General features: G+C 61.3%; 16 protein-coding genes. 6 read left to right on the top strand and 10 right to left on the bottom strand.

The genetic code is table 11. The features are described 5' to 3' along the window. Nucleotides 1–42: 42 nt before the first annotated feature. Both nadD and TU73_RS14930 read right to left on the bottom strand, forming a co-directional pair. The gene (gene nadD / locus TU73_RS14925; RefSeq protein ID WP_057012873.1) at nt 43–687 is read right to left on the bottom strand and encodes a nicotinate-nucleotide adenylyltransferase; all 645 of its coding nucleotides are present in this window, start codon (nt 685–687) and stop codon (nt 43–45) included. After that, complete coding sequence (locus TU73_RS14930) at nt 687–1,952, bottom strand: glutamate-5-semialdehyde dehydrogenase (RefSeq protein WP_057012874.1); 1,266 nt, start codon at nt 1,950–1,952, stop codon at nt 687–689. Before TU73_RS14930 ends, nadD begins: the two co-directional genes overlap by 1 nt. Nucleotides 1,953–2,126: 174 nt before the next feature. On the opposite strand from TU73_RS14930, the gene TU73_RS14935 reads away from it, so the two are divergent. Beyond that, nucleotides 2,127–2,810, top strand: a complete 684-nt coding sequence (locus TU73_RS14935) for a DNA-3-methyladenine glycosylase (protein WP_057012875.1) — start codon at nt 2,127–2,129, stop codon at nt 2,808–2,810. Between the two features lie 161 nt (nt 2,811–2,971). Further along, nucleotides 2,972–4,288 (top strand): bifunctional DedA family/phosphatase PAP2 family protein, encoded by a 1,317-nt coding sequence (locus TU73_RS14940; RefSeq protein WP_057012876.1) that lies wholly within the window; start codon nt 2,972–2,974, stop codon nt 4,286–4,288. Here the strand turns inward: TU73_RS14940 and TU73_RS14945 are convergent. The 4 genes from TU73_RS14945 to TU73_RS14960 all read right to left on the bottom strand — a co-directional run bounded on the left by TU73_RS14945 (nt 4,282) and on the right by TU73_RS14960 (nt 6,273). Further along, entirely contained in the window at nt 4,282–4,497 is a 216-nt protein-coding gene (locus tag TU73_RS14945; RefSeq protein WP_046072587.1) for a hypothetical protein, read from the bottom strand. The two genes, TU73_RS14940 and TU73_RS14945, sit on opposite strands and share 7 nt — an antisense overlap. 97 nt (nt 4,498–4,594) lie before the next feature. Further along, on the bottom strand, nt 4,595–5,185 hold the full coding sequence (locus TU73_RS14950) for an LON peptidase substrate-binding domain-containing protein (RefSeq protein WP_046069692.1): 591 nt from the start codon (nt 5,183–5,185) through the stop codon (nt 4,595–4,597). Nucleotides 5,186–5,206: 21 nt separating this feature from the next. Further along, entirely contained in the window at nt 5,207–5,923 is a 717-nt protein-coding gene (locus tag TU73_RS14955; RefSeq protein ID WP_046069693.1) for an LrgB family protein, read from the bottom strand. After that, nucleotides 5,920–6,273 (bottom strand): CidA/LrgA family protein, encoded by a 354-nt coding sequence (locus TU73_RS14960; RefSeq protein WP_057012877.1) that lies wholly within the window; start codon nt 6,271–6,273, stop codon nt 5,920–5,922. Before TU73_RS14960 ends, TU73_RS14955 begins: the two co-directional genes overlap by 4 nt. A gap of 184 nt (nt 6,274–6,457) precedes the next feature. Between TU73_RS14960 and TU73_RS14965 the strand changes: the two genes are divergently transcribed. From TU73_RS14965 to TU73_RS14975, 3 genes are all read left to right on the top strand, one after another. Beyond that, nucleotides 6,458–6,913, top strand: coding sequence for a MaoC family dehydratase (locus TU73_RS14965; protein ID WP_057012878.1), 456 nt, complete (start codon nt 6,458–6,460; stop codon nt 6,911–6,913). Between the two features lie 105 nt (nt 6,914–7,018). Then, nucleotides 7,019–8,737, top strand: coding sequence for a C13 family peptidase (locus TU73_RS14970; RefSeq protein ID WP_057012879.1), 1,719 nt, complete (start codon nt 7,019–7,021; stop codon nt 8,735–8,737). Between the two features lie 29 nt (nt 8,738–8,766). Beyond that, complete coding sequence (locus TU73_RS14975; protein ID WP_057012880.1) at nt 8,767–9,408, top strand: oxidoreductase; 642 nt, start codon at nt 8,767–8,769, stop codon at nt 9,406–9,408. A 134-nt stretch (nt 9,409–9,542) separates the two neighbouring features. Here the strand turns inward: TU73_RS14975 and TU73_RS14980 are convergent, their stop codons facing one another. From TU73_RS14980 to TU73_RS29355, 4 genes are all read right to left on the bottom strand, one after another. Next, nucleotides 9,543–9,827, bottom strand: a complete 285-nt coding sequence (locus tag TU73_RS14980) for a YceK/YidQ family lipoprotein (RefSeq protein ID WP_057012881.1) — start codon at nt 9,825–9,827, stop codon at nt 9,543–9,545. Then, on the bottom strand, nt 9,820–10,449 hold the full coding sequence (gene ubiX, locus TU73_RS14985; RefSeq protein ID WP_032895136.1) for a flavin prenyltransferase UbiX: 630 nt from the start codon (nt 10,447–10,449) through the stop codon (nt 9,820–9,822). Before ubiX ends, TU73_RS14980 begins: the two co-directional genes overlap by 8 nt. Continuing rightward, nucleotides 10,446–11,795, bottom strand: coding sequence for a UDP-N-acetylmuramate:L-alanyl-gamma-D-glutamyl-meso-diaminopimelate ligase (mpl, locus tag TU73_RS14990; RefSeq protein ID WP_057012882.1), 1,350 nt, complete (start codon nt 11,793–11,795; stop codon nt 10,446–10,448). The genes ubiX and mpl overlap by 4 nt, the downstream gene beginning before the upstream one ends. A gap of 109 nt (nt 11,796–11,904) precedes the next feature. Continuing rightward, a complete protein-coding gene (locus tag TU73_RS29355) occupies nt 11,905–12,663 on the bottom strand; it encodes a hypothetical protein (RefSeq protein ID WP_231984762.1) in 759 nt (252 codons plus the stop codon). 58 nt (nt 12,664–12,721) lie between these two features. Between TU73_RS29355 and TU73_RS29360 the strand changes: the two genes are divergently transcribed. Next, nucleotides 12,722–12,943, top strand: coding sequence for a hypothetical protein (locus TU73_RS29360; protein WP_231984761.1), 222 nt, complete (start codon nt 12,722–12,724; stop codon nt 12,941–12,943). The last annotated feature ends 354 nt before the right edge of the window (nt 12,944–13,297 follow it).

The following is a 13,297-nucleotide window of genomic DNA, read 5'->3' on the forward strand; positions in this document are numbered from 1 at the left end:
TCGGGCGCTTGCTGCACAACACGTGCGTTCAAGCGCGCCTTTTCAGTTCGACGCACGGTAAAGCCCGTGCGCATCGATGTAGGCCAGGACCGCGTCAGGCACCAGGAAACGTACCGACTTCCCGCTGGCCAGCAGTTGACGGATCTGGGTGGCGGACACCGCAAGCGGGGTCTGCCAGACGAATGCAATATTCCCGTTCGGCCCGGTCAGGGCCAAGGGGTCACTTACCGACCGCGCGGCCAGCAGGTTGCGCAAGGCATCCGGCGGTTCGCTGTCGGCATCCGGGCGTTGCAAAACCAGGATGTGGCAATGCTGGAGGAGTTCCTCCCAGCGGTGCCAAGAGGGCAGGCCGCAAAATGCGTCCCAGCCCAAAAGCAGAAATAACTGGTCATCCGCGGCCAACTCGGCGCGCATCAATTCCAGGGTGTCGACAGTGTAGGACGGTTTATCGCGCTTGAGTTCGCGATCGTCCACCACCAGCGGCGCTATGCCCTCTACCGCAAGGCGCACCATTTCCAGGCGCTGTTGCGCCGACACTTGCGGCGTATCACGATGCGGCGGCCGGAAATTGGGCAACAGCCGCACCTCGTCCAGCCCAAGGGCATCCGCGACTTCCAGGGCACTGCGCAGGTGGCCGATGTGCACGGGGTCGAAAGTACCACCGAGCAGCCCGATGCGTTTAGCCATCAAGTGCGCACGTGACCGTCACCGAACACCACGTACTTCTCGCTGGTCAAGCCTTCGAGGCCAACCGGGCCGCGCGCGTGGAGCTTGTCGGTGGAGATACCGATCTCCGCCCCCAGGCCGTACTCGAAACCGTCGGCAAACCGCGTCGAGGCGTTGACCATCACCGAAGCGGAATCCACTTCGTTGAGGAAACGCCGGGCATCGCTGAAATGCTCGGACACAATCGCATCGGTGTGCTTGGAGCCGTACTTGTTGATGTGTTCGATGGCCTGGTCCAGGTCATCGACGATACGGATCGACAGGATCGGCGCCGTGTACTCGGTGTACCAGTCCTGCTCGCTCGCCTCGATCACGTCCGCGCCGAGCAACGCCCGGGTACGCTCGCAACCGCGCAGCTCCACGCCCTTGTCGCGGTAAATGGCGGCCAGCGGCGGCAGCACGCGCTCGGCAATGCCGGTGTGCACCAGCAAGGTTTCCATGGTGTTGCACGGGGCGTAGCGGTGGGTCTTGGCGTTGTCGGCGATGCGGATCGCCTTGTCGAGGTCGGCGGCGATGTCGATATAGACGTGGCACACACCGTCCAGGTGCTTGATCACCGGCACCTTGGCATCGCGGCTGACGCGCTCGATCAGGCTCTTGCCACCCCGGGGAACGATCACGTCGACGAATTCCGGCATGGTGATCAGCGCGCCAACGGCGGCGCGGTCGGTGGTTTCCACCACTTGCACCACTTCGGCCGGCAATTCGGCCACGGCCAGGCCTTGCTGGATGCAGGCGGCGATGGCGCGGTTGGAATTGATCGCCTCGGAACCGCCACGCAGGATGGTAGCGTTGCCGGACTTGAGGCACAGGCTCGCGGCGTCGATGGTCACGTTCGGACGCGACTCATAGATGATGCCGATCACGCCCAGGGGCACGCGCATCTTGCCGACCTGGATACCGGATGGCAGGTAGCGCATGTCGCGGATTTCACCGATGGGGTCAGGCAGCTTGGCCACCTGACGCAGGCCTTCGATCATGTCGTCGATACGTGCCGGGGTCAGCGCCAGGCGATCCAGCAGGGCCGGTTCCAGGCCATTGGCACGGCCGCTGGCCAGGTCCAGCTCGTTGGCGGCGGTCAACTCGGAGCGCGAGGCATCCAGAGCATCGGCAGCCGCCAGCAGCGCACAGTTCTTCTGCGCAGTGCTCGCACGGGCGATCAACCGCGAAGCCTGACGGGCAGCGCGACCCAGGCGGGTCATGTAGTCAAGAACGGACTCAGTCATGGTCAGGGAGTCTTGGCAAAGAGGAAAGCGGCAGATTATAGCTGTGACGCAGCACGACTGACAGCGGTGAGGGGCGGATGGTCGAAATGAACTGTAAAAACCTGCGGTTCAGGCGTAATTAAGCTGGGAGTTGTTATTATTCGGTCACATTTAGCCGTAATAACCCTGAACCCCATGTCCGGTTTTACCCCTCTGCTCCCCGCCAGCGCCCTGCCCGACGGCTTCTTCGACCGCGATGCGCAACTGCTTGCGCGAGAATTACTCGGCAAAGTCATTCGCCATCGCGTCGGTGATATCTGGCTTTCGGCGCGAATTATTGAAACCGAAGCCTATTACGTGGCCGAAAAAGGCAGCCACGCCTCCCTTGGTTACACAGAAAAGCGTAAGGCTTTGTTTCTGGACGGTGGGCATATCTATATGTACTACGCCCGTGGCGGCGATTCATTGAACTTCAGCGCCCATGGTCCGGGCAATGCCGTATTGATCAAATCGGCCTACCCATGGGTCGATGAAATCTCCGGCCCGGCCAGCCTGGCCCAGATGCTGCTGAACAACCCGAACGCCGATGGCAGCCCTCGCCCGACGCAAAAACTTTGTGCCGGCCAGACCTTGCTGTGCAAGGCGCTGGGCCTGAAGGTGCCGATGTGGGACGCCAAGCGCTTCGATCAGGAGCTGCTGTATGTCGAGGACGTTGGCCAGGTGCCTGCGCAGATTATCCAGACCACGCGGCTGGGCATCCCCAGCGGGCGCGATGAACACCTGATGTACCGCTTCGTCGATGCTGGCTATGCGCCTTATTGCACGCGGAACCCGCTGCGCCGGGGCCAGGTCGAAGGCCGGGATTATTTTTTGATTTGATGATATCCGCAACACAGCGGCTCCAATGTGGGAGCGGGCTTGCTCGCGAATGCGGCGTGTCAGTGTAGGAATCTGTGTCTGGAACACCGCATTCGCGAGCAAGCCCGCTCCCACCATTGAAGCTTCAGTGTTTTTGAATATGTATGCATGGAGTGGATTGTATGGGCCAATGGCTCGATAGCATCACCGGCTGGCTGACCCTGAACCCGCAATGGCTGGCAGCGGCGGTGTTTATCGTCGCGTGCGTGGAGTGCCTGGCCATCGCCGGGCTGATCGTGCCGGGCACGGTATTGCTGTTCGCGATTGCCGCGCTGGCCGGCAGCGGTGCGCTGTCGTTAAGTGAAACGCTTTTGCTGGGCTTCCTCGGCGGCTTGTTGGGCGATGGGGTTTCCTACTACCTGGGACGACATTTCCACCAGAATATCCGGCGCCTGCCCGGCCTGCGTCATCACCCCGAATGGATGAACGGCGCAGAAACCTACTTCCACAAGTACGGAATCGCCAGCCTGCTGGTCGGACGCTTCATCGGCCCGCTGCGCCCCATGCTGCCAATGGTCGCGGGCATGTGCGATATGCCCTTCCCGCGCTTCGCTGCCGTGAGCATCATTGCCGCAGCGGGCTGGTCGGTGGCTTACCTGATGCCGGGCTGGGCCGCCGGCGCCGCGTTCCGCCTGCCGCTGCCGGAGGGTTTCTGGCCGGAGGCGGCAGTTATCACGGCCTGCCTGGCGGTCCTGCTGGGGCTGAGCTTGAACAGCAGCTGGCGCGGCCATCGTCGCGCCACCTTGTGGATCGGTTGCGCCAGCCTGGTCTTGTTGATTGCGCTGCTTATCGGCTACCCCCACCTCAACGACTTCGACCAGGGCCTGAGCGCACTGGTGCAGGAGCATCGCAGCCCTTGGCTGGACGAGGTCATGGTGCGGGTCACCCAACTGGGTGAGTTCAGGAAGATGTTTGTCGCCAGCGCAGTGTTCACCGGCTTGCTGCTACTGGCACGGCAATGGCGCCACGCTCTGTTTGTCGGCGCCACGCTCGCCGGCGCGGCCGTGATCAACACCGGCACCAAGCTGTTTTTCGCCCGTGGGCGCCCGGAAATCCTCACAGACCCGTTGACCAGCTTCAGCATGCCCAGCGGCCATGCCTCCGGTGCCTTTGCATTCTTCCTGGCGCTTGCGGTGCTGGCCGGCCGTGGCCAACCCACACGTCTACGCCTGACCTGGATGTTGCTGGGTTGTATTCCCGCGGCCTTCATTGCCCTGTCGCGGGTTTACCTGGGCGCCCATTGGCCCACGGATATCCTGGCCGGCACGTTGCTGGCGATGACCGTGTGCGCGTTCAGCCTCACCGTCAGCGAACACCGCAGCCCATTGCCTGCGATGTCGCAAAAAGCCTGGTGGCTGGTGTTGCCCGCCGTGGTGGCCGTGCTCGGCTTTATCGCTTTTACCGGCACGCCCCACGCACTGCTCAGGTACGCCTATTGACCCTTGGCCGGGCCGATCCAGTCCACCGAAGCGCTGCGGCGCTCAACACAACGTTCGCGCCGCTCCAGTAGCATCTCATCGGCAATTTCAGCGGCGCGCTCGGCGATGTACTCCGGGCCCCGCGTTGCATCCTGCTGGAGCAGTTGTGTGGTCACGCTGACAAAGTACGCGTCCCAGGCAACTTGCTCCGATGGTGTCAGACGAATCATGGTCATCCCCGATCAATTAGTGTGATCGGAAAATATTGCAGGCGGCGCAGCTGAGATGGCCGAGCAAACTCTGAAAGCTGCGTCAGATAAATCTGAATCAGGTGAACAGTTCGCCCTGCAGCTCATCCAGCAACATTTGGATCGCATCCAGGCGTTGCTGCGGGTCGTCGAGTTGCAGCAGGTCGACCTTGTCGGCCTCGGTGAACGGCAATAGATATGCCAGCTGATTGCCCAGAGCTTGCTGACCCTCGGCGTGGCCGCCCATGTCCAGGGAGGCGACCATCGGGTGCTCGGCCAGGGCCTGGAGCAACGCGAGCAAGTCGGCGTCCTCCTCTTCAAGCGGCCGGTCCGGCAGCTCTTCCATCCATTGCACATCGGCCACCAGCAGTTGGTCTTTCTGCACGCCGGCATCACGCACACGGAAACGCCGACCGCCTTCGACACGAATCCCCAGCAGGCCGTTTTCCTGTTGCTTGAAGTCGCGAATCAGCGCCTCACAGCCAATCAACGCGTAGCCCTCCGGCGCCATGCCGACTTCCTTGCCGTCGAGGATGCACACCACGCCGAAGCTTTCGCCCTTTTTCATGCAACGGCTGATCATGTCCAGGTAGCGCGCCTCGAACAGTTGCAAATCGAGGGTACAGCCAGGGAACAGCACAGTGTTGAGCGGGAACAGCGCCAGACTCATAAAGGTTTCCTTAAACCTGGGTTAAACAATTACCGATACCGCCAGCGGCAGGAACACTGCCGTGGCCACGCCCATCAGGCTCATCGCCAGCGCCGCGAAGGCGCCACACTCTTCGCTTTCCTGCAGGGCCACCGAGGTGCCGACAGCGTGGGCAGTCATGCCCAGCGCCATGCCGCGCGCTTCGGGGCTGTGTACACCCAGGCGCGTCAGGTACGCCGGGCCGATCATCGCGCCGACCACCCCGGTGATCAGCACAAACACCGCCGCCAAGGCCGCCACGCCACCAATCTGCTCGGCGACCAGCATGGCGATCGGCGACGTCACCGACTTGGGCGCCATGGTCATCAGCACCATATGTTCGGCCCCGAACCACCACCCCAGCCACACACACAAACCAGTGGCCAACACCCCACCTATCACCAGCGTAGTAAAAATCGGCCAGAACAATTGGCGAATCCGTCGCAGGTTGAGATAAAGCGGCACCGCCAGGGCCACTGTTGCAGGCCCGAGCAGGATGCCCATGATCTCGGTGCTCTTGCGGTATTCGGCATAGCTCAGACCACAGGTGAGCAGCACGCCGATCACCAGCAGCATGGACACCAGCACCGGCTGCAGGAAGACCCAGCGGGTTTTCTCGAACCCTGCCAGCACCAGTTGATAGGCGCCCAGGGTGATGCCGATGCCGAACAGCGGGTGGTGAATGACGGCCGTCCAGGCACCCTGCCAGTCAAAGATCACTGCCCTCGCTCCTTGCGCTTGACCATGTGCTGCATCAATACGCCGATAAAGCCCATGGCGATCACCAGCGACAATACCAGCGCACCGACGATGGCCCAGAAGTCGGCGGCGATGTCCTTGGCGTATACCATCACGCCCACGGCCGGGGGCACCAGCAGCAGCGGCAGATAACGCAACAGGCTGCTGGCCGCCAGGCTCAGGGGCTCGCCGACTTCACCGCGCCAGACTAGGAAACCCAGCATCAGCAACAGGCCCACAATCGGCCCCGGCAGCACCGGCAACAGTAAATGATTGATCGCCGTGCCGATCAATTGGAACAGCACCAGCCAGGTCAGGCCACGTAATAGCATTCGCTCTCTCCCCTTCAAAGCTCGCCCGCATTATAAGCATGCCCACTCTATGCCCCGGCATTCGCCAAAAGCATGGTGGGTTGACCGGGCGGGGTGCCCATGATGATCTACATTGGTTCTCTGTAACCCATAAAAACGCCCCCATTCCCGGGCGGATAAAAACGATGAACCCAGGAGAGACGCAATGCCCTATGTACCTGTAGCGCAGCTCAAAGATTATGTCGGCAAGGAACTGGGACGTTCCGAATGGCTCACCATCGACCAGGCGCGTATCAACCTGTTCGCAGAAGCCACCGGCGATCATCAGTTCATCCACGTCGACCCGGCCAAGGCCGCCCAGACCCCATTCGGCAGCACCATCGCCCATGGTTTCCTGTCGCTGTCGCTGATGCCCAAGCTGATGGAAGACATCCTGATCATGCCCGAAGGCTTGAAGATGGCAGTCAACTACGGCCTGGACAGCGTACGTTTTATCCAGCCTGTAAAGGTTGATTCCAAGGTGCGCCTGAACGTCACCCTCACCGATGTCACCGAGAAAAAACCGGGCCAATGGCTGTTCAAGGCCACCGCCACCCTGGAAATCGAAGGCCAGGAGAAGCCCGCCTACATTGCCGAGTCGTTGTCGCTCTGCTTCGTATAAGGCCCGGACTGTGGTGAGGCGATAAACCTTGCCACAGTGTATGTAAATTTATGTATGAATCCTGCGGCTGCGGCATACTCGGCGCTCAATTATCCGGATCCCGCTATGCGCCCACTCGTTCCCCTCGCCTTTGCCCTGTTGCTCACCGCTTGCGGAGACGGCGAATCGCTGTTGCCGCCCGATGCGCGCCTGCCCGATGGCGGCCGCTACCGGGGTGACGTGGTCAACGGCCTGCTGCAAGGCCAGGGCCGCGTGGATTACCCCAATGGCAGTTGGTACGCCGGCCAGTTTGACAAAGGGCAGTGGCACGGCAAGGGCGAATGGCATGGTAGTAATGGCGAAGTCTATAAAGGCGAATTCCAGCAGGGCCTGTTTGATGGCCAGGGCAGCCTGACCACCGCGGGCAGCAGTTACGTCGGAGGTTTCAAAAAGGGTCGACGCAACGGCGAAGGCACCCTCAAAGAGGGGCAAATGACCTATCGCGGCGAATTCAAGGACGACCAGTACGCAGGCCTCGGCCGCCTCGAGCTGGCCGATGGCAGCCAATACCAGGGCCAATTCGCCCACGGCAAGCCCAATGGCGAAGGCCAGCGCAATGACGACAGCGGCAATCAGTTCAGTGGCCGCTTCGTCGATGGCCAACTGGAAGGCAATGGCACCTTCAACAGCGCCGAGGGCGATATCTATGTCGGCCAATTCAAGCAGAACCAGCTCAACGGCAAAGGCCGCTACGAAAACGCCGACGGTGACGTGTGGATCGGCCAGTTCAAGGAAGGCGCCCTCAGCGGCCATGGTGAGTTGATCGGTGTGGATGGCAGCCACTACGTCGGCCAGTTCAGCGATTGGCGCTTTACCGGCGAAGGCCGCCTGAATCTCACCGATGGCAGTTTCTATATCGGCGGCTTCGACAGCGACAACTACCAGGGCCGCGGCACCCTCGTCCTCACCGACGGCACCGTACAGGCCGGCACCTGGGTCAATGGCCTGCGCGTACGCGATGCCGATGGCACGCTGCTGCCCGACCCACTGGAAACCGGTGTACTGGCCCAAGGCCGCTTGCTCGATGACGCCCTGGCCGCCGTGCCGCCGTCCACCCCTGCCGTCGAGCTGTACACCTTGGCGTTGGCGGGCGACGGCAAGCAAAGCGTGTTCCTGCGCGAAGCCGATTACGTCAGCAACATGCTCGCCACCCGCTTCGGCGCGCGCGGGCAGGTGCGCCTGGTCAACCACCGCGACCATATCGCCGACCGCCCGCTGGCCACCCGCGAAAGCCTGCGCCGCGCCGTGCAAACCCTGGCCGAACGTACCGGGCCGGAAGACCTGATATTCATCTACATGACCAGCCATGGCACACACGAACACGAGCTGGTGCTCGACCAACCGCGCATGGAACTGGCCGACCTGCCCGCCGATGAGCTGGCCGCGGTGCTCGCACCGCTGAAAAACCGCGACAAGATTATCGTGATCTCAGCATGCTATTCCGGAGGCTTCATACCGGCACTCAAAGATGAACGCACCCTGATCATGACCGCCTCCCGTGCGGACCGCGTGTCGTTCGGCTGCTCGGAAGAAGCGGACTTCACCTACTTCGGTGATGCCCTTTTCGCACAAGCTTTTAACCAGACAGATGATTTGCAACACGCCTTCAAACTGGCACAACTGCATGTGGCCGAACGCGAGCAGGCGGACAATTTCGAAGCCTCCGAACCGCAGATCTGGGCCCCCAAAGGCGTGATCGCCCGTTGGCAATTATTACGCAAACAGCAGGCACGAAAGGCGCTCGAAAGCGTCTCAATGAATAGCAAGGAAGCCAAAGGCAACTAAGCTGTAACGTGTAACAAGGGGGAAACACTATGTACCTGACACCTCAGCATATCTTGCTCGCTGGCGCCTCCGGCCTTACCGGCGAACACCTGCTCGACCGCCTGCTCAACGAACCCACCGTAACCCGCGTGCTGGCGCCCAGCCGCAAACCACTTGCCGAACATCCACGTCTGGAAAACCCGGTAGGCGACCCGGCAGTGTTCCTGCCCCAACTGAGCGGTCAGGTGGATATCGCCTTCTGCTGTTTGGGCACCACAATCAAGAAGGCCGGCTCCGAAGCGGCGTTTCGGGCGATCGACCTGGACTTGGTGGTGGCCTTCGCCAAGCGCGCGCGGGAGATGGGCGCGCGCCATCTGATCGTGATCAGTGCGATTGGCGCCGATCCGAAGTCCTCGGTGTTCTACAACCGGGTCAAGGGGGAAATGGAGCAGGCGCTCAGAGCTCAAGACTGGCCACAGCTGACCATCGTACGTCCTTCGCTCCTGCTGGGAGAACGACTTGAACCTCGGCTGGCCGAACAGTTGGCCGGGCCGCTGTCACGGCTTATTCCGGGCAAATATCACGGTATCGAAGTCTGCGAACTGGCCCGCGCCATGTGGCGCCTGGCGCTGGAAGAACAGGATGGCGTGCGGGTGGTGGAGTCGGACGAGTTGCGCAAGCTCGGCAAATAAATGTAACCACAAACCCAATGTGGGAGGGGGCTTGCCCCCGATTACGGTATGCCAGTCACCAAATAGTTGACTGGACTACCGCTATCGGGAGCAAGCCCCCTTCCACATTTTTAGTATTGCTGGCGGGATTTGCGTTACAGACCACCGGTGGCGTTGAAGCCGACGCCCAGCACCGTCAACACCGACAATGGCAACAACAGCGTGTCGAACAACGCACTGGCCGGCAGGTCGACATGGGGATAGCTCGGCGCCTCGGCACCAAAGCGGTCCTTGGCACAGCAGCCACCATTGATCGCATACAGATCCAGCCGCGTGCCGGCATACACCACGGGTGCGCCCGGTTGCGCGGCATCCAGCGTGCGCGCCGTGGCGCAGCCGGTGAGTTGCAACGCCATCAAGAGCAGCAGCGCTTTATTCATCGCCGCCCAAATGGTGCTCACCCCAACGCGGCAACATGTCCTGGGGAATGTTCAACAGGTTGAGAATGCGCGCCACCACAAAATCCACCAGATCATCGATGGTCTGCGGCTGGTGATAGAAGCCTGGCGACGCGGGCAGAATGGTCACGCCCATGTTCGACAACTTGAGCATATGCTCCAAGTGAATGCTCGAATATGGCGCTTCGCGCGGCACCAGGATCAATTGGCGGCGCTCCTTCAAGGTTACGTCCGCCGCCCGTTCGATCAGGTTGTTGCAGGCGCCCGTGGCAATCGCCGACAAGGTGCCGGTGGAACACGGCACCACCACCATCGCCGCAGGCGCACCGGAGCCTGAGGCCACCGGCGACATCCAGTCTTCTTTGCCGTAGACCTTGATCTGCCCTGCCGCCGCGCCGGTGTACTCGGTGAGGAACGCCTGCATCATCTGCACCTTGGAGGGCAGGGCGACATCGGTCTCGGTCGCCAGCACCAACTGCGCCGCCTTGGAGATCAGAAAATGCACCTCACGGTCTTCACGCACCAGGCAATCGAGCAAACGCAGGCCATACGGCGCACCGGATGCGCCGGTCATCGCCAGGGTAATGCGTTCCGGCCCGCTCATTTCAACGCCTCGGCCAACTTGCCGTGCAGGCCGCCGAAGCCGCCGTTGCTCATGATCACCACGTGAGTGCCGGGTTGGGCCAAGTGCTTCACATGCTCAATGATGCCTTCCAGCGAATCACAGACTGTCGAGGGCACGGTGCACAGTGCAGCAATCCCGGGCAAATCCCAGCCGAGGTTGGCCGGCGCATACCACACCACCTGGTCGGCATCGTTGACGCTTTCCGGCAGGCCATCGCGATGCGCGCCCAACTTCATGGAATTGGAGCGCGGCTCGACGATCGCAATGATCTGGGCATCACCAACGCGCTTGCGCAGGCCATCCAGGGTGGTGGCAATCGCTGTCGGGTGGTGGGCAAAGTCGTCGTAAATGGTAATCCCCTTCACGTCGGCGACTTTTTCCATACGCCGCTTCACACTCTTGAATGCGCTCAAGGCGGCGATGCCCATGGCCGGCACCACGCCGACATGCCGGGCGGCAGCCAAGGAGACCAAGGCGTTGGCCACGTTATGCTGGCCGGTCATGCCCCAATCGACAATACCTTGGGCTTGGCCTTCGAACAGCACTTCAAACCGCGAACCGTCTTCGCTGAGCAACCTGGCCTGCCACTGCCCACCCGCGCCAGTGGTTTGCACTGGGGTCCAGCAGCCCATGTCGATCACACGCTGCAACGCGGGCTCGGTGGTGGGATGAATGACCAGGCCTTCGCTGGGAATAGTGCGCACCAAGTGGTGGAACTGCCGCTCAATCGCTGGCAAGTCAGGGAAAATATCCGCGTGATCGAACTCAAGGTTATTCAGGATTGCCGTGCGCGGGCGGTAGTGGACGAACTTGGAACGCTTGTCGAAAAAGGCGCTGTCGTATTCATCGGCCTCGATCACAAAAAACGGCGTCTGGCCCAGGCGCGCCGACACCGAGAAGTTCTGCGGCACACCTCCAATCAAGAAGCCCGGGCTCATGCCCGCATGTTCCAGCACCCAGGCCAGCATGCTGCTGGTGGTGGTCTTGCCGTGAGTGCCCGCCACTGCCAGGACCCAACGGCCTTGCAGTACATGGTCGGCCAGCCACTGGGGGCCGGAGACATACGGCAAGCCTTTGTTCAGTACGTATTCGACCGCCGGGTTGCCGCGTGACATGGCGTTACCGATGACGACCAGGTCCGGCACCGGGTCAAATTGCGAAGGGTCGTAACCTTGGGTCAGTTCAATCCCTTGCGCCTGTAGCTGCGTGCTCATGGGGGGATAAACATTGGCATCGGAGCCTGTTACGTGATGACCTAACTCCTTGGCCAGAACCGCCATCGAACCCATGAACGTACCGCAGATACCCAGAATATGAATGTGCATAGTCGACCTCGTAAACATCGAGGCAGGTTAGCGTAGGGTGGGAAAGTTCGCACGCTTTAGCTGAGGGCGAAACGCCCGCCGGTAGGATGCGGCGGGCAAAAGGGTTGCCTTAAACCGTGGCCCCGGTTTTTTTGGCTTCAGTTTCTTTCACGGCAATGATTCGATCAGCTGCGTTTTCCAAAGCGCGGTAACGGCGCTCGATCACGCCCAAGCGGCCCCCCGTGCCTGGGGATGCTTGCGACTCGATGTGAGGTTTGAAAATAATGCCGTTCTCCTCCGCCACTTGCTTCATATGGGTTTCCGAAACGCTCAGTAACTGCTCAAGGTTATCCATGCGTGCTTCACGCGTCCTGGGCCAGGCGTCGCCCATGGCAAGCCGGTCTTCGGTGTTTCCGGACGCCAGCACAATGAGGACATTGGCGAACTCCAGCACCACTTTTTCTACCCGGTCCAGATGGCGCGTGGCCGAAGGCGTTGGCGCATCCGTTGTGGTTGGCACGGCCACTTCTGGTGCAGGCGCGGGATCGGGCTTGGCAACACCGGGCAGGTGCGGTGGCGGCAATGGCGACGGTACATATTGACTCTTGATCGCCTCTCCCGTGGCCACGGACCCGGCATACGCGCCCACGTTGATCGGCGCGCTGACGATGCCATTGACGCCAGCATTGATAAACGCATCCTTGATCGTCTTGCCGGTAGAGGGCGAGGTGGAAATAACGCCCGCCTTGACCAGTCTGTCGGCATCCAACAGTCGCTGGGTGACATCGGCCACACTGACCTTGGGCGGATCCACCGGTTTTATGGTGACAGCCCCACCACTGCCGGTCGCCTGAGGCCCCTTGGCCACCATGCCCTTGAGTTTATCCAAGGCCGACTGGCTTGAGCTGCCAGCGGTCGGGCTGGGGCCAGGGGTATCGGCAGATGTTGTGGGTCTCTTTCCACCCAGTGCGCTCTCCAACCTGGTGGCAGTGGGATTGACCGGAGCAGGCAGTACCCTGGTCGATGGCCCCGGGGACACCGGCGCAGGCGTCGGCACCCTGACCGATGGCGTGGGAGACACAGGTGCCGTGGGCCGGGTGCCTCCTCCAAGCGGGAATCGCCGTCCGAAGAAGGAGATTCCACGCTTGATGCGCACCTTCGGCGCTTGATCAGCCTCCTGCGCGGAAGGCTGCGAGCCATGGTCAGCCTGAGTGTGGTCCAGCGGTTCGCCCCAGCCCACTGTCAAAGGTTGCGGCGCGGGAGTGGGAGTAGCGTCAAGTTGAACAGGGAGTTGTGGCACAGGAGTCGTTATTGGACTTGTAATATTCATGTGTTGTCACTCTGAAAGTTTTAAACAACTGGGTCAAAGGGCACGTCACCCGCGGCCCTTATTACATCAGTGCTTAAAACCACGCGTCACGTTCCGGGGCTACGTGAGTGCGTGGAGCGATAAAAAACCTTAAATCAAGTGGGACACAAAACAAGCAGTGCGCAATAACTGAGTTATTCCGACAACTGCCACG

The sequence above is a fragment of the Pseudomonas libanensis genome (assembly GCF_001439685.1).
Taxonomy (GTDB): domain Bacteria; phylum Pseudomonadota; class Gammaproteobacteria; order Pseudomonadales; family Pseudomonadaceae; genus Aquipseudomonas; species Aquipseudomonas libanensis.